The sequence below is a fragment of the Leptospira neocaledonica genome (assembly GCF_002812205.1).
Lineage (GTDB): Bacteria > Spirochaetota > Leptospiria > Leptospirales > Leptospiraceae > Leptospira_B > Leptospira_B neocaledonica.
Genome location: NZ_NPEA01000010.1, coordinates 24761 through 47622, shown reverse-complemented (window position 1 = coordinate 47622; position 22862 = coordinate 24761). Strand labels below are relative to the sequence as shown.

Genomic DNA, 22862 nt, shown 5'->3' with positions numbered 1-22862 from the left:
ACAATTGTAAGGTTGTCATGTAGATCCGTCGTCATATCAACGTTATATAGGCGAAAATTTCTTTCATGATCGTTCCGTGCGAAGACACAGTTGATTCTCCCCGAGAAAAACCGGATCCTAAAACCAAAGAGAAAGCTTTAGGTCAGTTCTTCACGCCTTCTGCTTTGGTGGGGCCTATGCTGGAATGGGTTTCCGAAACTAAGGCTGTATTAGAAGGAAAAAAACTTAAGATATTGGATCCAGGAATGGGAGAAGGAATTTTTTTCCAAGAATTCCAAGACCATTTTCCCGGATTAGACATTGAGTTCCATGGTTGGGAAATAGATCCAGTCCTACATGAGAGATGTATACAAAACCTGGAAAGAGCCGGGATCCCCAAAAATCGTTTTCATTTGGTATTAGGGGACTTCTTACAAAACGAAAAGAAAGAAAGCTACGATATCATACTCTGCAATCCTCCTTATCTCCGCTTAAGCCATTCTAAACATGGAAAAAAATTGATCAGACAATTCGCGGAGGATATTAATGAAGAGATCCCTGGCACTGCGAACCTATATGTCTTCTTCTTACTTCGTATACTAAGGCTTTTAGCGCCTGGAGGAAGGGCTTCCATACTTGTGCCTTATGAATTCTTGAATGCAGGATATGGAGTTCCGATAAAAAAAGCGATTATTCAATCTGGATATCTTCGTCGTATACTTATCTTAGATTCTTCCTGGTCCTTATTCACTGGTGCTGTGACTTCTTCCTGTATACTATTCTTGGAAAATTCAAGAATGAACGAAGAAGGTTTTCTTTGGTCTAGGACCTCATCGTTCATTAAAGGAGAAAGTATAGAACTTTCCGAGATGGTCTGGAGAAAGATCCGTCCTGATGCTGAAGCAAAGTGGACAAGATTATTGAGCGACGACTCGGAACCGATACAAAACATAAAAAATGATGATAAAAATTCACCTAACAATAATTATGTGACTATGTCCGAAGATATTCGTCAAGGATGGGTCCCTATTAAGGAATTCGGAAGTTTTAGGAGAGGAATCGCGACAGGGGACAACGGATATTTTCTTTTATCGGAAAAGGACGCTTCGAACTTATCAATTCCTAAAAACTATCTTAGATCTTCTATTCCAAAAGCTCAATACGCACTTTCTCCTTTTTTTACCGGAGATGATTGGAACACTTTGAAGTCACAAGGAGCCAAGGTTTGGCTTCTAGATGCTAAAGATGTCCCGAACAACAAGGAAGAAGAAGGAATTAACAAATATCTGGAAGAAGGAATTAAACGAGGTGTGCCTAAACGTTTTCTTCCTTCTAAAAGAAAACCTTGGCATTCTCAGGAAAACAGAGGACCTTGTAGGATCTTAGCTACTTCTTTTCATAGGGAAGAAGTAAGATTTGTATTCAACCAAAGTCCCGCAGTGCATCTCACCTGCTTTCACGGGTTTTCCGCAAAACCGGAGTATACACATTTCGAAGAATATTTATTTGCTTATCTGATCACCCCTCACGTCCGCAAAGAATTGGAATCTAGAACGAGAGAATACGCTCAAGGACTACGAAAAGTAGAGCCGGGAGATCTGAATTCACTTCTTGTACCTGATTTTAGAAAATTAAAAGAAGCGGAGAAGGAGAAGATCGGAAAATTACTCCATAATTACAGGAAAATGATCCGCCCCTGGACTCCTGGCCGCAGGCAAAAAGGGGAAAAGGGAATCAGGAACCCGGAAGAGGAAGCAGTACTCAAAAGTATTGAGACCGAATTCCTAACCGGGCTGTAAAAAACTACTTTAGGTTTTTATAAAGTTTATCCAAAAGCCGGACTAGATCCTTCTTTTCCGGCTCGGTAAAACCTTTATAAAGACCTGCGAGTAAAGATCTGGAGATCCCAAGCATCACGGGACGGATCGAGTAGGCCTTGCGGGTAAGTTGTAGATTGACCACCCTCTGGTCTTGGGTATCTCTAACTCTTTCCACATAACCTAAATCTTGCAGTTTATCCACAAGTGCAGTCAGAGTAGACTTATCTCTGTCTATCATCCGAGCGATATCCTGCATCGGAACCCTTTTGGACATTGCCAGTGCGAATAGAATGTCCGCATGGGTAGTAGTCAATTGGCCCAGGCCCTTGTCCTTCAGTTCCGAATTCAATCGCCTATGGAATTCGTCCCTGATCCTAGAAATCAGATAAATGATCGTGCGAGGATTCATCTTAGAATGTCCTAACGATTAGGCGAACTGGTAGAGATAGATCACTTCGCCGATAGCAGCAGGTTTTGCTGCACCTTCTACTTCGAAGCTAAGTTTTAGGGTCATTCTTGCAGTCCCTCTCAGATCCTTCAATTCCACCAATTCCGCTCTAAGCCTGAGTTTGGAACCGACCTTAACTGGATCTAAAAAGCGGAGTTTTTCCATTCCGTAGTTGATTCCCATCTTGATGTTTCTTAATTCTAAGATTTGGCTTAAAAGATAAGGAGCCATGGAAAGTGTAAGATAACCATGAGCGATAGTGGTCCCGAAAGGGGATTCTTTAGCTGCTCTTGCCGGATCCGTATGGATCCATTGGTGGTCCAGGGTTGCGTTTGCGAAAGTATCGATCTGTGCCTGGGTGATTTCGTGAGCGTCGGATACGCCTAGTTCTTTTCCTTCGTAAGCCTGTAGTTCTGCGAAGCTGGAGAGTACGAGTTTAGCCATTTGATTTTATTCCTGCCAATGCTGGATCTATATGTCCAGTACCCTAATCCATTAAATAGTTTTGTCACCAACTTTTTAGGTAAAACTAGAACGACTGTTCTGTTGGGTAGCCAAAGTTTTCACACAGAGAGGGGAGGAAAAAGAGAGACTCAGAGAAAATTTTCCACACAGAGGCACAGAGCCGCAAAGATATGTGGAGCAATTTCAAGACCTTCCCCTCCGTGCCTTAGTGTCTCTGTGCGAAAATAATCGCTGTGCCTCCCTGTGAAAGTGAATTACTTTAGAAAAACTTAAAGTTCTTTTTGCAACATAGAACAGTCGTTCTGTTTTTGCGGTAAAAACTCTGTGTCTCTGACACCGGTATTGAAAGACATTCTCAGTTCGAAAAAAGGAAAATTGTAAAATTCGAAAATGATAGAATCCGGTCTTCCGACCTCTTGCAAAGGCCCCGTTCGGGATTTTAGATTGACATAAGCGAGTAATCGCGTTTGATAGAAGTTAGATATGGGAAGTTCGCCGGACCATCTAGGCCCCCTGCTGATTCAATTCCTCTTAGGAGTAGGGTTCTCCGCTCTTATACTCGGACTCGCCTTCCTTCTAAACCCCAAAAAAAAATCCAAACCTCACGACACTTTTGAGTGCGGGGTACCGTATTACGGGGATGCAAAGGGATTATTTAATATCAAGTTTTACTTGGTCGCAGTTTTGTTTATACTTTTCGATATAGAAGCGATCTTTCTTTTTCCCTACGCCGTGAATTTAAAATCATTCAAAGAGGCGGGACTGGGTAATTTTCTTCTGATAGAGATGTTTGTTTTTATTTTCACCCTCGTGGTTGGGCTGTATTATATTCGGAAGAAGGGGGCCTTAGAATGGGATTAAACGAACAACTCGCTCAACCCGGATCGTCTTACGGAGATTCCTTCCAAATTGCGACTGTAGATTCGGTCATCAATTGGGGAAGAAGTTACTCCTTATGGCCTTATCCATTTGCCACTGCATGTTGCGGGATAGAATATATGAGCACTTCTTGTGCGGATTATGATATCGCTAGGTTCGGAGCGGAAAGACCTTCTTTCTCCCCTAGGCAAGCTGACATGATCTTAGTCCTTGGGACCATCACTTATAAAATGGCTCCGGTACTTCGTGAAATTTACGACCAATTGTCCGAACCCAAGTTTGTGATCAGTTACGGTGCCTGCGCTTCTTCCGGCGGAATGTTCCATGCTTACTCCGTTTTGCAAGGGATAGATAGGATACTTCCTGTGGACCTTTATGTTCCGGGTTGTCCTCCAAGACCCGAAGCACTTTTAGATGCTGTAATAAAACTCCAGGAAAAAGTAAAAACCCAAGGGTTGGAAGCCAGAAGACAAGAAGTAATGGATAAGATCCGGGAAATGAACGAAAGAAACAAACCCCTGGTCGTCCGATGAAAGAAACAATCCAGAGTTTCCTAAAAGACAAATTCTCTCATTTTATCTCCAAGGAAGAAGAAATACTCACGAATCTTCCTACATTCTTCTTAAAGCCGGAAGGAATTGTTCCTGTTCTTTCTGCTTTAAAAACAGCACCCGGAATCGAACTGAATTATCTAAACGATCTGACCGCGATCGATTGGTTGGGCAAAAAAGCTCCAAGATTCGAAGTCTGTTACCTTCTACGCTCCGGAAACAAATCCTCCACAAAAGTACAATTCCGGGTTGCATTGGAAGAAGATGAACAAGTCCCAAGTATCATCAGCATTTTCAAAGGTGCCAACTGGCCGGAGAGAGAAGTTTACGATCTATTCGGTATTCGTTTTGCAGGACATCCTAGAATGGATCGTCTTATCATGCCTGATAATTTCCAAGGTCATCCATTAAGAAAAGATTATCCTTTGGAAGGTTTCGGTCAGGATTATCTGGTAGAGGACCTTCTCACCATCCACTTGAAAGAGGATATGGAGGCTTAAGATGACAGCGATGTACGAAAAAACCGCGGAACATTTCAGTCTCAAACAGAAAAAACTCCCGGAAGGACATCTTCTTGTGAACCTGGGGCCTTCTCACCCTTCTACTCACGGTATTTTGCAGAATGTGATCCAGCTGGACGGAGAAAGAGTGGTGGATGCAGAATCTGTGATCGGCTATGTGCATCGCAGTTTCGAAAAATTAGGAGAACGTTATACTTATAATCAGTTCTTAGTCTGTACCGACAGGATGAATTACGTATCCACTCCTTTGAATAATATAGGATGGATTCTGGCAGTCGAAAAAATGCTCCAGATCGAAGTTCCGGACAAGGTGACCTACGTTCGTATGATCGTCTCCGAACTTTCTCGCGTGATGGACCATATTATCTGTAATGGTATTTTGGGTGTGGATCTTGGTGCATTCTCCGGGATGTTACACTTATTTCATCATAGAGAAAATATTTATCAGGTCTTGGAAAAACTCACCGGCGCAAGACTTACTACTACATTCTGCAGAGTCGGCGGACTCGAAAAAGATATTTATCCGGAGTTCGAGAAGGACGTGAAGACTATTATCAAGGGTCTTCGTCCTGCGATCGAAGAGTTCCAGTCATTACTCGTAAATAATAGAATCTTTATGGATAGAACGGAAGGTGTTGGAGGTATCTCTGCGGAGAACGCGATCTCTTACGGTTATTCCGGTCCGAACTTGAGAGCTGCGGGAGTTCCTTGGGACATTCGTAAGGATGATCCTTATATGTTCTATGACAAGGTGGACTTCGATATTCCTGTGGGAGAGGATGGTTCCGTTTTTCATAGGACCTTAGTTCGTATGGAAGAGATGAGACAATCTCTTCGTATTGTTGAGCAGCTCATCAATGGTCTTCCAGCTGGGGCTCACCATGCAGATATGCCTCATATCTATCTTCCTGATAAGAGCAAAGTTTATAAGAATATGGAAGAGTTGATCTACCATTTCAAATTGATCATGCATGGTATCAAAGTTCCTAAGGGCGAATATTATATGGCAACCGAGGCAGCTAACGGCGAACTCGGGTTTTATATTGTTTCCGAAGGGGAGAAGTCTCCTTGGAGAGTGCATGTGCGTAGGCCTTGTTTCTGGTTTTATCAGTCTTTTCCTGAATTAGTAAAAGGTTCACTTCTTGCGGATACGGTTGCTACTATGAGCTCCATGAATGTGATCGCAGGGGAGTTGGACTGCTGATGGGTTATCAATTTTCTTCCGAATCTGTTTCTAGGTTAAACAAACTTCTGGAGATGTTCCCGGATAAAAGAAGTGTGATTCTCCCTGGGTTGTACCTCCTACAAAAAGAACAAGGGTTTGTAGATAGGGAAGGAATGGAGGCTCTTGCCGATAAGATTGGTTCTCCTATTTCTCTCGCTCAAGTTTACGGTGTTGCAACCTTTTATACCTTGTACAATAAAAAGCCTGTAGGTAAGTATCATATCCAGATCTGCGGGACTTCTTCTTGTTATATGAGAGGAAATGATAAACTTGAAAAACATATCTGCTCTCGTTTGGGAATAGAATTGGGAGAAACAACTCCGGATAAAAAATTCACTTTGGAAGAAGTGGAATGTCTGGGCGCATGCGGGTACGCTCCGATGATCCAGATTAACGATGCATATTATGAAAATCTAACGTTTGAAAAAATGGATGAGATCCTAAAGGGTTTAACCTAAGGGGAAACGTTATGGCAGAAATGAAAATCCTCACTAAATTTATAGACGATCCTCGTTCGAACGAATTGGAATTTTACGAATCGGTCCATGGTTATGATGGGATGAAAAAAGCACTTTCTATGGCTCCAGAAGAGATCATAGAGATTGTAAAAAAATCAGGCTTAAGAGGAAGAGGGGGAGCTGGTTTCCCTACGGGCCTGAAATGGTCCTTTATTCCTAAGGATATTCCAAAACCCAAATATTTGATCTGTAATGCAGACGAGGGAGAGCCAGGAACATTCAAAGATCGTAAACTGATTGAGAACCTTCCCCACCAGATTATCGAAGGAATGGTAATCGGTGCAAAAGCGATCGGCGCCAACAAAGGATTTTTTTACATCCGTGGAGAGTTCAACAAAGGGATCGACTCCATGCAGAAGGCGATCGATGAGGCCTACGCAAAAGGATATCTTGGTAAAAATATCCAAGGAAGCGGATTCGATTTTGATCTAGTATTATATGCTGGAGCAGGGGCTTATATCTGCGGAGAAGAGACTGCCCTTATCAATTCTTTGGAAGGTCGTAGGGGTCATCCAAGATTAAAACCTCCATTTCCGGCGGTTTCAGGTCTATATCGTTGTCCTACGGTAGTGAATAATGTGGAAACTTTTTCCACAGTCCCTCATATTTTGGACAAAGGAGCGGATTGGTATTCTAAGATCGGTACTGAAAAATCCCCGGGCACTCGTTTATTCTCCGTTTCAGGTCATGTAAAAAGACCGGGAGTATACGAGATCGAATTAGGAACTCCTTTATTAGAATTAATTAATGATCTATGTGGTGGAATGCTGGACGATGTGCCGTTAAAGGCGGTGATCCCAGGTGGTTCTTCCGTTCCGATCCTAACTGCAGAAGAATGTAAAACTGCGAACATGGATTTCGAATCTATGGCGGCTCATAAAACAATGCTTGGTTCCGGAGCCGTAATCGTGATCGGAGAAGGCACTGATCTCGTGGAGACCACTTACCGATTTGCAAGATTCTACGCTCATGAATCTTGTGGGCAATGTACTCCATGCAGAGAAGGTACTCATTGGGTGAGGGATCTTCTACATAAGATCAGAGAAGGAGAAGGTACAAGTGCAGACTTGGATCTTATTCTTTCTTTATCTCGAAACATGGAGGGTGGAACTACAATCTGTCCACTCTCTGATGCATGTGTAGGGGCTGTTCGGCCGACTATCTTAAAATTCAAACATGAGTTCGAAGCCAGATTAAAAGACAAAGTAGGTAAAGAAGAAGAAATGCCTGCCCAAACCGGAGCCTGAGACATGGATTGGAATATAATTCTACTCTGGTTATTAAAAAGTGCGCTTTTTTTCTTAGTTTTTATCACGGCTTGTGCTTATTATACATTAGCAGAACGTAAAGTAGCCGGTTTTATCCAAGACAGGAAAGGTCCGAACCGTGCAGGTCCTCTGGGTTTATTGCAACCTTTGGCAGACGGTATTAAATTTTTAACTAAGGAAGAGATTTTTCCTAAAAATGTGAATAGGGTCATGTACTTGATTGCACCTGCAATCTCCATGACTTGCGCGATCATGGCTTGGGCCGTGGTTCCTTTGGGCGGCACTGTGATCTTACCTGATTGGCTTGCAAAAGAAGTAGGATTTACTTCTTTGGATCTTCAAATCGCAAATCCAGACACGGGGATCTTGTTCTTATTTGCGATTTCCAGCCTTTCGGTTTACGGGATCATTCTTGCGGGTTGGTCCAGTAATAATAAATATTCTTTGATTGGTGGGATCCGTTCCACGGCTCAAATGATCAGCTATGAATTGCCATTGGGTCTTTCTGTGGCGGCTATCGTGATTCTGACCGGATCTTTAAAACTCACCGATATCAATGACGCTCAAATCGGTCTTTGGAATATTTTTAAACTTCCAGGCTTTATTGCATTTTCCGTTTTCGTAGTGGCGATGTTTGCCGAAACAAATCGACTTCCTTTCGATTTGGCGGAAGCAGAATCCGAATTGGTGGTTGGGTTTCATACGGAGTATGGTGCGTTCAAATTTGCGTTATTCTTCATTGCAGAATATATGAATATGATCACTATGAGTTGTGTGGTAACTATTCTGTTTTTCGGCGGATACCACCTTCCTTTCGGATGGCTAAGCGGTTCGATTTGGCAGGCCTGGGCAGGACTCGGGTTTTTTACTCTTAAGGTATTATTCTTCGCATTTTTATTTATGTGGGTGAGATGGACCCTTCCTAGATTCAGATATGATCAACTCATGACGATCGGCTGGAAAAAAATGATCCCTTGGGCGGTGGCGAATATTCTAATCGCAAGCGTTTACGTTGGTTTGGACGGTTTCTGGAAATGGTAGGAATATTCGATAATCCGCAACTTCTCCTCTTTTTTATTTTCGGAGGGGTGTTGATCGCAGGAGCATTAGGAGTTGTTTTTCATCCGAATCCTATCAGTTCCGCGGTTTTACTTGTGCTCTCTTTTTTTGCGTTAGCCGGAATTTATGCGGTGATCGGTTCCGTTTTTGTGGCAACTATGCAGGTTTTGGTCTATGCGGGTGCCATTATGGTGCTTGTGGTCTTCGTTCTGATGCTTTTATCTTTGCATGATGAAGGGGTCGCAAAACTTTGGGATCACCCACTCAAAAAAGTTCTGGTTCTTTCCGTAGTAGTTTTGCTTGCAATCGTGCTTATTCATTCAGTTAGAGAAGGTGTTCCGAACACGGAAGCTTCTCCTAAGGGATATTCCGATTCGGGATCTTACGAGTATACCTTATCCAAGTCAGCAGAAGGTAAGGCAAGTGTGACCGCAGAAGGAAATACCGCCGCGGTAGGAAGTTCCATGTTTTTAGACTATCTTCTTCCTTTTGAAATAGTTTCTATATTACTTTTGGCAGCCGTGCTCGGGGCAGTTATATTAGGAAAAAAGAATTTAGGTAAAAAAACAGAAGAAGGGGAACAATGAATCCAGGAATTCTGAAACCAACTCTCGCGGGAATTCCAGTGGAATACCTGCTGATTCTTGCCTGTATCGTTTTTTCCATCGGCGTTGCCGGGGTTTTATTCAGAAGGAGCGCAGTGGTTATCTTCATGAGTATAGAACTCATGCTGAACTCCGTAAATTTGGTATTCGTTGTTTTTTCTAAATCACTTCATCAGGTTCAGGGAGAAGTGGTGGTGTTTTTCGTGATGGCAATCGCTGCGGTGGAAGCAGCTATCGGTTTGGCTTTAGTGGTCGCAATTCACAGAAAGAAAAAGACAAGTTTCGTAGACGAAATGAATTTAATGAAATGGTAATGCGATGAGTTGGGAAATCCTTATATCGGTTCTCGTTTTTTCTCCTCTTCTTGGATCCGTATTAAACGCATTATTCGGAAGATATTGGAAGAGTCTCTCCGGTCCTATCGGGACCTTATTGTCTTTTGTTTCTTTCGGTGCCAGTGTATTCGCATATCTGCAATTCCATCCTTTGGAAAGACAGGATGCTCAGATAGTAACCTTATTCAATTGGGTGCAAGTTGGGAATTTTAAAGCGGATCTTGCTTATCAAGTAGATCAACTTTCTCTTTTTATGGCATTGATCATCACCGGGATCGGGAGTTTGATCCATCTCTATTCCATCGGATATATGAAAGGGAATCCTGGAATTGGCAGATTTTTTTCTTATCTGAACTTATTCGTGTTCTTCATGCTCCATTTGGTTTTAGCGGAAAATCTGGTGGTTTTATTTTTCGGTTGGGAAGGTGTGGGACTTTGTTCTTATCTCCTGATCGGTTTCGATACTCATAAGGAAAATGCGGCACAAGCAAGTATCAAGGCTTTTGTCACCAATAGGATCGCCGACTTAGCGATGATTGGAGGGATTGCTTTAACTTATTGGTTGGCCGGTTCCATTTCCTTTATTACAATTTCTGAATCTTTGCCTCAGGCAAAATTTTTGCTGAATGCACTTCCTTTTGTGGCGATCTGCTTTTTTATCGGAGCTATGGGCAAGTCTGCTCAGTTTCCATTTCATGTTTGGTTGCCGGATGCGATGGCCGGGCCAACTCCGGTTTCCGCTTTGATCCATGCGGCAACAATGGTGACTGCCGGGCTCTTCTTGATCGCAAGATTGAATTTTATTTTTATCTTAGTTCCTAAGGTAGGTTTTTGGATCGTTTGTATAGGGACATTCACTGCATTCTTCGCAGCAACAATTGGTGTTTATCAAAACGATATCAAAAAAGTTTTAGCTTATTCTACTGTTTCTCAGTTAGGTTATATGTTTGTGGCAATGGGAACAGGCGCTTATGTGGCGGGACTTTTCCACTTATTGACTCACGCATTCTTTAAGGCTCTTCTATTCTTGGGTTCCGGTTCCGTAATCCATGGATTATCCGATGAACAAGATTTAAGAAGAATGGGGGGACTAAAATCTCAGATGAAGATCACTTGGTGGACCTTCCTTTTGGGAACCTTGGCGATTGTAGGAGCTCCTCCATTCAGCGGATTTTTCTCCAAGGATTTGATCTTAGAAAAAGCATTCTATTTTCATCCCGTATTCTTCGGAATGGGAATAGCCACTGCATTCTTAACTACATTCTATATGTTCCGCCTAACGTTCTTGGCATTTACTGGTAAATCTAGAGTTTCTCAGCACGTGCACCCTCACGAATCTCCTTGGACCATGACTTTACCATTAGTAATCTTGGCATTGGGTGCCGCCTTCTCCGGATATTTATTGGTGCCTGAATCTTTGGGAGGAGGGATCGATTTCTTGGAGAAATATTTCTCTCCTGTTTTTGCTAAAGGACTATTGTATTCTACTCAACAAAAGGGACCAGCGGAAGTTCATCATTTAAGTCACGAGTTGGAACTCCTACTCGCTGGATTTTCTTTAGGAGCAATCCTTCTTGGGGTCGGGATTTATTGGTTCTTTTTCGGCAAAAGGGAAAAATTACCTTCAGATGAATCCAGTTATACTGGCTGGAGAATTCTACCTGCAAATAAATATTTCATAGATGAAATTTTCAAAAATCTTCTGATCGGGCCGATCTCCGCTCTATCTGAATTCTTATCTGAAGTAGTAGAGAAACGTTTGATCGATAGGGTTTTGACCGGAACTGGAAGAATTTCCGGCGGGGTTGCCTCGTTACTACGTAGGATCCAAACAGGAACCGTAGTAGATTACGCTTTTCTAATTGTCTTAGGGACTGTTTTGATCTTGTCCGTATTCTTATGGAGGGGAATCTAAGTGCCCCAATATTATTTAAGCATTCTGTTATTTTTGCCTGTTTTAGGGATTCCTTTCTTATTCTTTTCTAAAAACGAAAAATGGATCCGGCTTTGGTCTTCAATCGTGACTCTGGGAGTTTTCGCGATGACCATTCCCTTGTTTTTGGAATTCCTAAAAGGAGATAGCGGTTTCCAATTTACCCATCGTATCTGGAACTTTCTGGAATTACAGTCTGGAGGATTGGACTATCATATAGCGATAGATGGATTCTCTCTATTGTTAATTACGATGTCCGCACTTCTTTTCTTTCTCTCTGCTTTATCCGCTTTTTCTAATGTGAAACACAGGATCAGGGAATTTTTTATACTTCTTCTTTTAGTGGAAACGGGAGTAATCGGAGTTTTTCTTTCGGTTAACCTAATCCAATTTTACGTCTTCTGGGAATGGATGGTTCTACCTTTCACTTTAATGGTTGGGATCTGGGGGGAAAAAGGAAGAATCAAGGCTGCCATGAAATATCTGGTATTCTCTTTTACCGGATCCGTTTTCATGTTAGCTAGCATTTTGGTCTTATATCATTATACCCACACATTTGATTTAGAAGAATTGGCAGTAGTTTCTTTGAATTCGATTCCAGCCAATATTAAGTTTTGGTTATTTGTCGGATTTAGTTTCGCATTTGCGATCAAGGTGCCTCTATTTCCTTTTCATACTTGGATGCCTGATGTTCACGAAGAAGCCCCGACTGTCGGTTCTGTAGACTTGGCTGGTATTCTGCTAAAGATCGGATTATTCGCCTATGTCCGCGTGGCAATTCCGCTTTTTCCTCAGGTATTTTTAGAATATCGTAATCTACTTACTGCTCTTGCTGTTGCTGGGATTGTTTACGGGGCTTTGGTCGCTTTAACCCAGAAGAATAGCAAACGTCTGGTAGCATTCTCTTCTCTCTCTCATATGGGATTTTGTATTTTAGGGATTTTGACGCTTACTGAAGAAGGTGTGGCAGGTGGAATGCTCCAAATGGTGAATCATGGATTCACTTCGGGTCTTCTTTTCTTTATATTAGGATTTTTGCATGAAAGGACTGGTACAAACGAATTAAAAGATTATTCGGGTCTTGCTAAATCCGCTCCATTCTTAGCAGTAGCGATCGGTCTGGCCGCTTTCGCGAGTGCAGGACTTCCTGGGACGAACGGTTTCGTGGGAGAATTTTTAGTTCTGATCGGAACTTTTAAATATAGCCTCGTTTACGGATTTTTGGCAGGAACCGCGGTGATCTTTGCCGCAGGATATATGTTATATTTTGCGAGGAATTTATTATTCGGAGAACCGAATTCCTTGTCTTCCGGGCTATCTCCTTTGAATTTGAGAGAGAAGTTTATAGTCTCCATAGTTGCAGGAATTATAATATTAACTGGGATTTTTCCGAACATCCTACTAACGTATTTGAAACCGAGCGCCAGAGTGGTGTTGAACCTGACTTCTAAACAAGCCCTACAAGAAAGAGCCTTTTTAGAACAAGAAGGTACTTTGAAAAACGATAAAAAGAAATTCATAAATTATAGGACCTTGGGCGTTGAGCCTCCTAGTTACGAGGACAGGATCAGTTCCGGAAGAGGGACTGGAATCCCGGGTAAAAAGACAGTGTCCCAAGAGGCGGAAGAATGAATTTAATCCCAAATTCCAACGATCTGATTTCTATACTTCCTATCCTGGTTCTTTCCGGAGGAGGGATCTTATTACTTGGATTGCAGTTCTTTTTCCAAGGATTTGAATTTAGGATCGTAAGATTCACTTCCGGTTTGGTTTTGATTGCGGCATTCATTTCATTGTTTGTTTCTCAAGCAAGTCCCGGGCTCGGTTCTTATTTTTCAGGGCATTATGAAATTTCAACTTTAGGTTTCTGGTTTGGGGCATTATATCTGGTCGCCGCATTCTGTACGGTTCTTGCGTCTCCAAGAGTATTAGAACAACATAATATGGAATTTCCGGAGTTCTATCCACTTCTGCTCTTCTCGGTAGTGGGAATGTTCCTAATGACTTCAGGGACTGACACGGTTACCATTTTTGTTGGATTGGAACTGATGTCTGTGTGCTTGTATGTTTTAGTGGGAATGGCAAGAAGTGATGTTTATTCTTTAGAAGCCAGTTTGAAATATTTTCTTTTGGGAAGTTTTTCCACCGGATTTTTCTTATTCGGTATGGCATTCTTGTTTGGAGGATCAGGCACAACTCATTTGCAAGATTCTTTAAAACCTTTGGTAAGTTCCGGATTCGATTCTAATTTTACTAAGATCGGATTGCTACTTTTATTAACTGGAATCTCATTCAAGATCGCATTGTTCCCTTATCATTCTTGGACTCCTGACGCTTACGAGGGAGCCTTAACTCCGGTAACTGGATTTATGGCCACAGCTTCTAAATCCGCTTCCATGGGACTATTATTAGTAGTTTTTTCAAAATTCCCGGTTTCCGTTTCCGGAGGAGAGTGGACTTGGGTGATGGGAATTTTAGCCCTGATGTCTATGACGTATGGAAACTTCGTAGCTTTAAAACAGACGAACTTAAAAAGAGTATTGGCATATTCCTCAATTGCTCATGCTGGTTACGTTGTTGCTGGGATATCTTTAGGTGGAAAAGAAGAGGCTCTATTCTATTTGATTGTGTATTCTTTTATGAGCCTAGGAGCATTTGCAGTTCTTTCTTTCTTGGAAGAAGGAGATCGCCATGTAACGTATGAGTCCATTGCCGGACTCGCAAAGTCGAGGCCTTGGACAAGTTTTGCACTATTTATTTTCTTTTTATCTCTGGCAGGAATTCCTCCTTTAGGTGGATTCTGGGCGAAGCTATTCCTATTCCAAAAAATTGCGGAAGGAACGGATCAGATCTCAAGATGGTTACTCATCGGAGGAATCGCAAATTCCGCGTTGGCATTATATTATTATGTAAAAGTAGGAATACTCACTTACATGAGTTCCGAAGAAGGAGAAATTTCTAAATTAGATTCTCCTAAAACTAGTTACGGAGTTCTATTCGTTTCTGCGATTTCTTTGGTAGCAGTATTGGTAGGGTGGTATTTTATCCAACCCAAGGATTTGAATCACTTAAAGTTTGCAAACAAATCCGCAGAATTACAAAAGTAAGATGCCTAATATTAAAAATATTCTCTCTTCCATTAAAGAATATTTTGAGCCGATTCCCAAGTTTGATGGGGAGAATGCGAAGTTCAGAGAGGCGATCTATCTTTATTCTAAAAACCGCTCCGAAAAGAACTTAGAAAAACTTTCCGCCGAACTCACCAAAGCTTACTTTCTAATCCCCCATGCGGGAGAGGAAGCAGTTCCTAAGAAGAAGGCGAAACCTAAAAAGAAAGCGGCTGCTAAAAAAAAGAAAAAGGTTTCTTCTGAAAAAGGGCCAGAGCCTATCGTATTATTATATGTAAGCGACGAACGTGGTCGGGTATTTTTGCCTGCGTTCTCTCACCCATCCGAATCATTCCGTTATTTTAAAAAAGACACAGCACTAGTTCCGATTACTGCGAAGGAATTATGGGCCTTAGGTCTACAGAATAGGGGGGTTTCCGGGGTGGCTATAGATCCAGGCTCTACGTTATGGTTGCTTTCCAGGGAACATTTGGAATTATTGCAAAAAGAAAAATAATCTTTCGTTTTTATCGAACTTCATTCCATGTATTCTTCTTTTCGAATATATACTTTTCACCTTCTTCTTTTAACCGTTTTATTTACGAATTGTATCTTGGTTTCCAGATCGGAACTTTCTTTTCCTTCTACTTTAAACGAGGGAAAAGCATTAAAACATTATAAAAAAGTTTCTATTAAAGTGATCTACATTCCTGAAAAGGATGATCACGCTTATAATCTGGAGGAAGAAGAGCAAGAGAATAGAGAAGCAACTTGGACAAATCTGCTGGTTTCCGCATACGAGGATTCGGGATTGTTCAGAGAAGTAGTAACTTCTTCCGATGGAGATCTGAAAGTCCAAATCAAGATCGTGGAATCTCAAGCAGAAGATAGAGGAATGGATTACACATTTTCCAGAGGTTGGGGATTTCGTCCATATAGGGAAGAAGGTTCCTTTGCTATGAGTACTGATTTTTATAATTCTAAGGGAGAACTTTTAGGTTCGGTCGATTTAACTGAAAAGTACGATTACTATTATCAAGTTTTCTTTTTATTCTTGATGCCTTTCTATTCTCCAGGTGGAGAATACGAAAGATTGGGACGTTTTATGGGACTAAAAACTTTGGATAGAGCCGTGTCTGAGGCAATTTTTACCCCCAAAAAGTAATCTGTAAAAACTTCCTGAAATAGTTCACCCAAATCCCGAACAGGATAAAATTACTCGCCGCAAAAATAGCTAATCTGTGAATAACGTTATTATAGGTAAGATGGATCAGGCTATGAAAAATCCTAAGCCCTACATAGATCCAAGACAATTGAAAATTCAAAGGATCATTAGAGCTCGTTAGGTATTGAATTAGGCAGATTAGGTAGAACAATAAAGGCATTTCCAATAAGTTCATATAGTTGCGATTCGCAATGGACACCCACCCCGGAACATTTTTGGATTCTCCAAATTTGAAATCGTCCGGGATTACTTTTCCTATAAAACCTGCATAAAGGCGGCGAATAGGGATTTGCAATAATACGAAAAAAGTCAGTAGAGCTAACGCCCCGATCGGTAGAAGCCAATATTCTTTTTGCATTTCTGAACCTTTTAAATTGAAAAGAATTTTATATAGAATAGTTTTCCATTTAATCTGCAAGCAAAAGACACAGAATTTCAAAATCTTCCATTTCTATTTTCATTGACGCCAGAGACTTTTTGACTAATCTAAAGTCCCTTTATTCTCGTCTTATACCCTTATATTAAAATGCAAGAATCCCTGGAAAAGTTAGTCTATCACTGGATACAAAACGATTGGGAAGTTTTCCAGTTCATTCAATCCGAAGGGTTGGATGGGATGTGGGTACTAGATTTAAAGGCTCGAGATCGATTTTGGATCAATCCTAAATTTAAATCTGTTCTTGGATTTTCCCGATCATCAGATTTCTTTTCCGTCCGTTGGGAGGATCTTTTTTTCAAAAAGGATTACGAACTAATCGATTCTCAAATAGAGAAGGGCCCAAAAGGAATAACTCTCCCTATTCGTTATAAAACGTTCTCTGGTGGCGGGCTGGACACAGATACAAAAATTAAAATCCTAAAGAATGATTCTGATGCTTCGATTTGCATCGGTGGAATTAAGATCGTCCAAGAATCCGAGATCCATTCTTTAAAAAGAGAATTAGATTTTCTTTCTCTAATAGACGCTCTCCCAGATTTGGTAGGATATTGGGATTCCAATTTAATCAATCGATTGGCAAATGATGCTTATCAAAAATGGTTCGGAATCGAAGCCAAAAAAATAGTTGGTCAACATATTAAGTCTGTTTTAGGTGAACACCTATTCGAATTAAATTATCCTTATATACAAGGAGTTTTAAATGGGGAGACACAATTATTCGAAAGAAGTGTACCTTCTCCAGATGGGCAACATTTTATATATTCATTAACAAAATATATTCCGGATTTCAGAGATGGGAAGGTGGTTGGTTTTTCGGTAATCGTTAACGATATTTCTGAGATTAAAAATGCTGAACTTGCTAATGTTCGTCTCGCAAAGATTGTCGAGTCTTCTGACGATGCGATTATCGGCAAGGATTTGGACGGCGCCATCACGTCCTGGAATCACGGAGCAGAGAAAATTTTCGGATATAGCTCTGCAGAAATGTTAGGATCTAAATTTGATCTATTGGTTCCTGACGAGTCCAAACCTTTGGAATCCAGGATCAATCTCAAGATCAAATCTGAAAAAGAAAATCTTCGTTTCGAATCGGTTCGAAAAGCAAAAGACGGACATTGGATTGAAATGTCCATTACACTTTCTCCAATGTTTGATTCTTCCGGGAAGATGACCGGTTCCGCAGAGATCGCAAGAGATATCGGTGAAAGAAAAAGAATGGAGAGTTCTTTCAGAAGTGCATTCGAATATTCTGCGATTGGAATGGCGATCTTAGATCCGAAAGGAAGGTGGATCCAAGTGAACGGGAACCTGATCAAGCTACTTGGATATGACTGGGAAGAATTATCCAAACTTACTTTTAAGGATATCACTTATCAGGAGGACTTGGGAAAGGATCTGCAATTATTGGCGGAGACACTAGATGGAAAAAGATCCGGTTACCATTTAGAAAAACGTTATATAAAGAAAGACGGAGAGATTGTTTGGGTGCATCTTTCTGTCGCTTTGGTCAGAGATGCGGACGGAAGACCCAACCATTTTATTTCTCAAATCCTAGACATAGATGAGATCAAAAGGACCGAAGAACAATTACGTCATGCTAAAGAACTTTTGGAACAAACCAATAAGTTAGTAAGGATCGGCGCCTGGGACTTGGATTTGAAAAATGATACGGAAACTTGGTCGGGGGTCACGAAAGAGATGTTCGAAGTTTCTTCCGATTTTGAGCCGGATATAAGAGGAACATTAAAATTTGTTAAAGAAGGGGAGAACAGGGACAAAATTTTAAATGCGGTTGATAAACTTATAAAAAAAGGAGATCCTTACGATCTGGAAATCCAGATGATTACCGGAAAAGGAAACGAACTTTGGGTCAGAACAGTGGGAAGCGCCGAATTCGAGAACGGGGAATGTACGCGAATTTATGGGGCCTTCTATGATATAGATAAAAGAAAAAAGGCAGAATTGGAGTTGTTCCAAGAAAAATCCAGACTTTCCGCCTTCGTCGAACATGCCCCCGCGGCAGTTGCCATGCTCGATACGGAGATCAGATATGTTGCTGTCAGTGAAAGATGGTTAACCGAATATCATTTATTCGGAAAAAATGTTATAGGACTCTCACACTACGAAGTATTTCCTAATGTGTCTCAGGAATGGAAAGATATCCACCAAAGATGTTTATCCGGAGAAGTTCTTAAAAATGACGAAGATGTTTGGAGACCAGAGGGTTGGGATCATGACCAATACCTTCGTTGGGAAGTAAGACCTTGGTATCAATTGGATGGATCTATAGGCGGGATCATGATGTTCACCCAGGACATCACAGAAAGTTGTCTGCAAAGAGAAGAATTAACAAAAGCAAAACTAGCTGCGGAACAAGCCAATAGGGCCAAGTCGGACTTCTTGGCGAATATGAGCCATGAGATCAGAACTCCGCTGAATGGGATCATTGGGTTCTCCGATCTTTTATTACGAACTTCCATGGATTCCACCCAGCATCAATACATGATGACTGTATTCCAATCGGCCGAGTCCTTGCTGGATATTATCAATGATATATTAGATTTTTCTAAGATTGAGGCCGGAAAATTAGAATTGTCTTATGAAAAAACAAATTTATTGGAACTTTGTAGTCAGATCGTAAATACGATTAAGTTCCAAGCTCAGAAAAAAGGATTAGAAGTTATAGTAAATGTTGCCTGGGATGTGCCTCGCTTTGTAAAAGCGGATAGTATTAGACTCAGACAGATTATCGTAAATCTTTTCAGCAATTCTGTAAAGTTTACGGAAGAAGGCGAAATTGAGTTCAAAATCGAACTTCTCGAAAAAATTTCTGAAACAGAGGGAGAGTTTAGATTTTCCGTAAGAGATACCGGAATCGGTATCGCACCTGATGCAAGAGAGAAAATATTCGAAGCATTCACCCAAGGTGATGTGTCCACTACGCGTAGATTTGGAGGGACTGGTCTTGGGCTAGCCATTTCTAATAAATTACTTTCTATAATGGGAAGTGGTCTCCAATTAAAAAGTGAATTGGGAAAAGGTAGTACATTTTATTTCGATCTAAAATTGAATATTTCAGAGATCGTAGGAGAAGATTGGATCAGGCTACGTTCTATCAGAAAAGTTTTGGTCGCGGACAAAGATCAAGAAAACATAAAATTAATCGGAGAAATGTTATCTCTGCAGAATATTCCGGCCGACTTTTCCAAAAACGGAGAAGAGATGCTCAAAACTTTATCCAGTGGAAATCGATACGATATTATTCTGATGGATTCTGAAATGCCGGAAGGAGACGGTCTGGAATTGGTCCGAAAAGTAAGAGAAGATCTAAAAATCAGAAGTGAAGATCAACCGATCGTATTGATCGTAAATCCGGATGAAGGAGATTCATTTGCCGAGAAGTCCAGAAAACTCGGGGTACAAGAAGTAATCTCCAAGCCGATCCATATGCAGAAATTATTCGATATCTTAGCCAGAAATCAGATCTTTAAGGAACCTTTCGAATTCCCTTTAACAACAAGAGACCAAGAAGGAGCTCCTACCATTCATAAAACTGCTACCGTTTTGATCGCGGAAGATAATTCAGTAAATATGATGCTCGCAAAAAGTATCGTTAAGCGGATCCTTCCCAAAGCAAAATGTGTGGAGGCACAAACGGGAAGAGAAGCTGTCGATAAGTTTAGAGAGATCAATCCGGACCTGATCTTCATGGATATCCAAATGCCTGAGATGAACGGATACGAAGCAACCAAGGCAATCCGTGTTCTGGAAAAAGACGGGCACAGGGTCCCTATTATTGCAGTGACTGCCGGTATTGTATCCGGCGAAAGAGAAAGATGTTTAGAAGCAGGCATGGATGATTATATCAGTAAACCTGCAGTGAAGGCAGATTTTGCTAGAATTATCTTTCGCTGGATGAGCTGATCATACTTTAAATTATTTTAAAGTATTTTAATCATTTTCCAATAAGTCCAGGATCTTAAGATCCATTCCATAGGACCTAACGTAAAAGTTCTTTTCCAAACCAGAGAAAACATTCCCCAGAAGATCCAAATCGGAACAGTCAAAAGTAGAACAATATAACTGCCTATCTGATCGAAATATCCCAGCCCCCAGCCGCAAAAGATCCAGGTGCAAACTAGAGATTCTCCCAAATAACAAGTCAAAGAAAGTTTTCCCATTGTTTCGAACCAGATCCGATCCGTAAAACTTCTGCCTGAATTATAATAATTTCCGAGCAAGTACACATAACTGAATGTGAGAGCAGGTGCACAAAAAGTATCGGAGATCGCATATAGAATTTTTAAGAATACACTTGGATTTTCGGGAAGAATATGGCGAGAATGTAATGTATAAACAAGATTTCCCAAAATGCCAAGAGTTAGTGCCCAAGGGAAAAGTTTTTTGAAATTTGGCTTTGTATTTTCCCAATCCGTTAAGATGGAATTTTTGGCCGCATAAAAACCCAATGCAAACATGGAGAGAACTGAAGGCCACTGATAGAATACCAAAAAAGGAATGGAGAGAATGGTATCTTTTGTCCTTTGCACGGTGCTTTCCCAGAACCCGCCTAAATATGCCTTTCTACTTTCTTCCAATAAGCGGGGAAGATTTGTTTCTAATTGAGATTTGAGTTCTACTTCTGCGAAGCTCATTCCTATTCTGCAGAACACGGCGAGGGCCAAGCAGAATAGTGAAAATTTTAATAACCAAGAAGAAGATCTGTTCCTTAAAAACCAGAGAAATGCTCCTAAAATCGCATAGGAAAGGAGAATATCCCCGATGAATAAAAAAACTCCATGCAAAAGTCCTAATATTCCCAAGCCTAATATTCTACGGAAATATCTGGATCTTGAGTCTGTTTCCGGATTATTCTGTATTTGGATGAAAAACCCGTAACCGAATAAAAAGGAAAATAAAATATAAAATTTGGATTCAAAGAAGAATGCTACAATCCAAGAACCTATGGAATCTAAAAGAGTAGAATTCTCTCCTAAAGAAGCAACCAGATACATTGGTTTGGAAAAATAAGGCAGGTTGACCGCGAGTATCCCTAAAAGTGCAAATCCTCTTAAAAAGTCTATAAATCCTATTCTATTTTTCATTTCCGCACCTTAATGTTTAGGTTTCCAGTTCCATGTGAATGCAAGAAGAATTATGGCCAAGATCGCAGAAACAAATATTATAGATATAGAATATTCCCAGCGAAACCAGGAGAAGGAGCTCATCCATCCTAAACCTTTTGAGAGCACGGTCCTTCCTAGATAGCCGAATAAACCTATAAACCCTGCGGCGGTCCCAACCGCTTTTTTAGAAGTAAAGTCAAGCCCAGCCACTCCTAGTAACATGACGGGAGGGTAGATAAAAAATCCAACTACGCCGAATAGAGTTAGATCCGCCCATAAATATCCGGATGGAAGAATTAGGATTCCGAATAACGCAAATAGGATCGGAACCATACAGACCAAGCTGACGAGTCCTCTTTTTCCTCCTACTTTATCCGAATACCAACCAACGAGTAATGTGGATCCTATTCCTGCAAATTCATAGATAAGGGTGCTGATTCCTCCTTTTTCTAAACTTGCTCCCTTTGCAAATTTCAGGTAAGAAGGTCCCCAATCTGTCAGGCTATACCTTACTATATACACGAAAAAATTCGCTAGTGCGAAGACCCAAATGTACTTATTTAAAAGTACAAGATCTATAAAAATTTCCTTAAATGTAAGTTCTCTTTCCGGTTCGGAAACTTTGGAGGACTCGGTTCCCGTTCCGGTATATTCTTCAATGGAAGGAAGTCCAACCGATTGAGGGGTATCCATTAATCTGAAATATAAATAGATCGCAGTTATAAATGAGATGGCAGCAGGTATATAAAATGCGTTTCTCCATCCAAACCAAGAAGCGCTGTAAGCTGCAATTACTCCTACTAGTCCGCCTCCTACATTATGCGCAATATTCCAGATAGCGAATTTTGCTCCTCTTTCTTTTACGGAAAACCAATGCCCCAATGATCTCCCGCAAGGTGGCCAGCCCATTCCTTGGAATAAACCGTTTAATCCCCATAAAATTAAATGAGTTTGATAATCGGAAGAAGCTCCGAAACATATATTACAAATTCCTGTAAGAGCAAGACCTAATGGCATAAAGACCTTAGGATTACTTCTGTCTGATAATGCTCCCATTAGGAATTTCCCGATCCCGTAAGAGATTGCAGTGATTGCTAAAATATTCCCAATCTGCTCTTGGGAATAGGAGAGCGCCTGGCCAATTTCTTTGGAAACAACTGGGAAATTGTTCCTGACAGTATAAAAGACGGAATATCCTAAGAATGTTGCTTCTAAAATTCTCCAACGAAACTTAGGATAAAGGGAGCGGATTTCCGACTCTGGGAGTAACGGTTTAGGGGGCTTCGGTAAAATCCAAGTTAATAGGCCTTTTCTCATCGATCGGGAAGAATGATGGTATCTATCCTAAGCACAAGTAGA

At 41.0% G+C, this 22862-nt stretch carries 21 protein-coding genes; 16 read left to right on the top strand and 5 right to left on the bottom strand.

Annotation, left to right across the window (positions count from 1 at the left end):
• The first annotated feature begins 65 nt into the window (after positions 1-65).
• Complete coding sequence (locus CH365_RS17125) at positions 66-1778, top strand: HsdM family class I SAM-dependent methyltransferase (protein WP_100769760.1); 1713 nt, start codon at positions 66-68, stop codon at positions 1776-1778.
• Between the two features lie 4 nt (positions 1779-1782).
• Here the strand turns inward: CH365_RS17125 and CH365_RS17120 are convergent, their stop codons facing one another.
• The gene (locus tag CH365_RS17120; protein ID WP_008594860.1) at positions 1783-2208 is read right to left on the bottom strand and encodes a MarR family winged helix-turn-helix transcriptional regulator; all 426 of its coding nucleotides are present in this window, start codon (positions 2206-2208) and stop codon (positions 1783-1785) included.
• Positions 2209-2226: 18 nt separating this feature from the next.
• Positions 2227-2691 (bottom strand): MaoC family dehydratase, encoded by a 465-nt coding sequence (locus CH365_RS17115; RefSeq protein ID WP_100769759.1) that lies wholly within the window; start codon positions 2689-2691, stop codon positions 2227-2229.
• 504 nt (positions 2692-3195) lie between these two features.
• On the opposite strand from CH365_RS17115, the gene CH365_RS17110 reads away from it, so the two are divergent.
• From CH365_RS17110 to CH365_RS17045, 14 genes are read left to right on the top strand one after another with little or no spacing between them, the layout of a single operon-like run.
• On the top strand, positions 3196-3573 hold the full coding sequence (locus CH365_RS17110; RefSeq protein ID WP_036089115.1) for an NADH-quinone oxidoreductase subunit A: 378 nt from the start codon (positions 3196-3198) through the stop codon (positions 3571-3573).
• The gene (locus CH365_RS17105) at positions 3564-4124 is read left to right on the top strand and encodes an NADH-quinone oxidoreductase subunit B (protein WP_100769758.1); all 561 of its coding nucleotides are present in this window, start codon (positions 3564-3566) and stop codon (positions 4122-4124) included. The genes CH365_RS17110 and CH365_RS17105 overlap by 10 nt, the downstream gene beginning before the upstream one ends.
• Entirely contained in the window at positions 4121-4642 is a 522-nt protein-coding gene (locus CH365_RS17100; protein ID WP_100769757.1) for an NADH-quinone oxidoreductase subunit C, read from the top strand. Before CH365_RS17105 ends, CH365_RS17100 begins: the two co-directional genes overlap by 4 nt.
• Positions 4643-4652: 10 nt before the next feature.
• Positions 4653-5867: an NADH dehydrogenase (quinone) subunit D gene (gene nuoD, locus CH365_RS17095; RefSeq protein ID WP_100769847.1), complete on the top strand. Its 1215-nt coding sequence runs from the start codon at positions 4653-4655 to the stop codon at positions 5865-5867.
• A complete protein-coding gene (locus tag CH365_RS17090; protein ID WP_100769756.1) occupies positions 5867-6346 on the top strand; it encodes an NADH-quinone oxidoreductase subunit NuoE family protein in 480 nt (159 codons plus the stop codon). Before nuoD ends, CH365_RS17090 begins: the two co-directional genes overlap by 1 nt.
• A gap of 11 nt (positions 6347-6357) precedes the next feature.
• Positions 6358-7653, top strand: coding sequence for an NADH-quinone oxidoreductase subunit NuoF (gene nuoF, locus CH365_RS17085; RefSeq protein WP_100769755.1), 1296 nt, complete (start codon positions 6358-6360; stop codon positions 7651-7653).
• Positions 7654-7656: 3 nt separating this feature from the next.
• Positions 7657-8715, top strand: coding sequence for an NADH-quinone oxidoreductase subunit NuoH (gene nuoH, locus CH365_RS17080; protein WP_100769754.1), 1059 nt, complete (start codon positions 7657-7659; stop codon positions 8713-8715).
• Entirely contained in the window at positions 8709-9320 is a 612-nt protein-coding gene (locus CH365_RS17075) for an NADH-quinone oxidoreductase subunit J family protein (protein ID WP_100769753.1), read from the top strand. The genes nuoH and CH365_RS17075 overlap by 7 nt, the downstream gene beginning before the upstream one ends.
• Positions 9317-9652, top strand: a complete 336-nt coding sequence (gene nuoK / locus CH365_RS17070) for an NADH-quinone oxidoreductase subunit NuoK (RefSeq protein ID WP_425268569.1) — start codon at positions 9317-9319, stop codon at positions 9650-9652. The genes CH365_RS17075 and nuoK overlap by 4 nt, the downstream gene beginning before the upstream one ends.
• 4 nt (positions 9653-9656) lie before the next feature.
• Positions 9657-11588: an NADH-quinone oxidoreductase subunit L gene (nuoL, locus tag CH365_RS17065; protein ID WP_100769752.1), complete on the top strand. Its 1932-nt coding sequence runs from the start codon at positions 9657-9659 to the stop codon at positions 11586-11588.
• Positions 11589-13238, top strand: coding sequence for a complex I subunit 4 family protein (locus CH365_RS17060; protein ID WP_100769751.1), 1650 nt, complete (start codon positions 11589-11591; stop codon positions 13236-13238).
• Positions 13235-14713 (top strand): NADH-quinone oxidoreductase subunit N, encoded by a 1479-nt coding sequence (locus tag CH365_RS17055; protein WP_100769750.1) that lies wholly within the window; start codon positions 13235-13237, stop codon positions 14711-14713. Before CH365_RS17060 ends, CH365_RS17055 begins: the two co-directional genes overlap by 4 nt.
• A gap of 1 nt (position 14714) precedes the next feature.
• Positions 14715-15230, top strand: coding sequence for an SseB family protein (locus CH365_RS17050; protein WP_100769749.1), 516 nt, complete (start codon positions 14715-14717; stop codon positions 15228-15230).
• A 27-nt stretch (positions 15231-15257) separates the two neighbouring features.
• A complete protein-coding gene (locus CH365_RS17045; RefSeq protein WP_100769748.1) occupies positions 15258-15878 on the top strand; it encodes a hypothetical protein in 621 nt (206 codons plus the stop codon).
• Here CH365_RS17045 and CH365_RS17040 read toward each other — a convergent pair.
• Positions 15862-16296, bottom strand: a complete 435-nt coding sequence (locus tag CH365_RS17040) for an MAPEG family protein (RefSeq protein WP_100769845.1) — start codon at positions 16294-16296, stop codon at positions 15862-15864. The two genes, CH365_RS17045 and CH365_RS17040, sit on opposite strands and share 17 nt — an antisense overlap.
• A gap of 168 nt (positions 16297-16464) precedes the next feature.
• On the opposite strand from CH365_RS17040, the gene CH365_RS17035 reads away from it, so the two are divergent.
• Complete coding sequence (locus CH365_RS17035; protein WP_100769747.1) at positions 16465-20301, top strand: PAS domain S-box protein; 3837 nt, start codon at positions 16465-16467, stop codon at positions 20299-20301.
• 17 nt (positions 20302-20318) lie between these two features.
• Here the strand turns inward: CH365_RS17035 and CH365_RS17030 are convergent, their stop codons facing one another.
• Together CH365_RS17030 and CH365_RS17025 are read right to left on the bottom strand one after the other, a co-directional pair.
• The gene (locus tag CH365_RS17030; RefSeq protein WP_100769746.1) at positions 20319-21482 is read right to left on the bottom strand and encodes a DUF418 domain-containing protein; all 1164 of its coding nucleotides are present in this window, start codon (positions 21480-21482) and stop codon (positions 20319-20321) included.
• Between the two features lie 9 nt (positions 21483-21491).
• Positions 21492-22820 (bottom strand): MFS transporter, encoded by a 1329-nt coding sequence (locus tag CH365_RS17025; RefSeq protein ID WP_100769745.1) that lies wholly within the window; start codon positions 22818-22820, stop codon positions 21492-21494.
• Positions 22821-22862 lie beyond the last annotated feature (42 nt).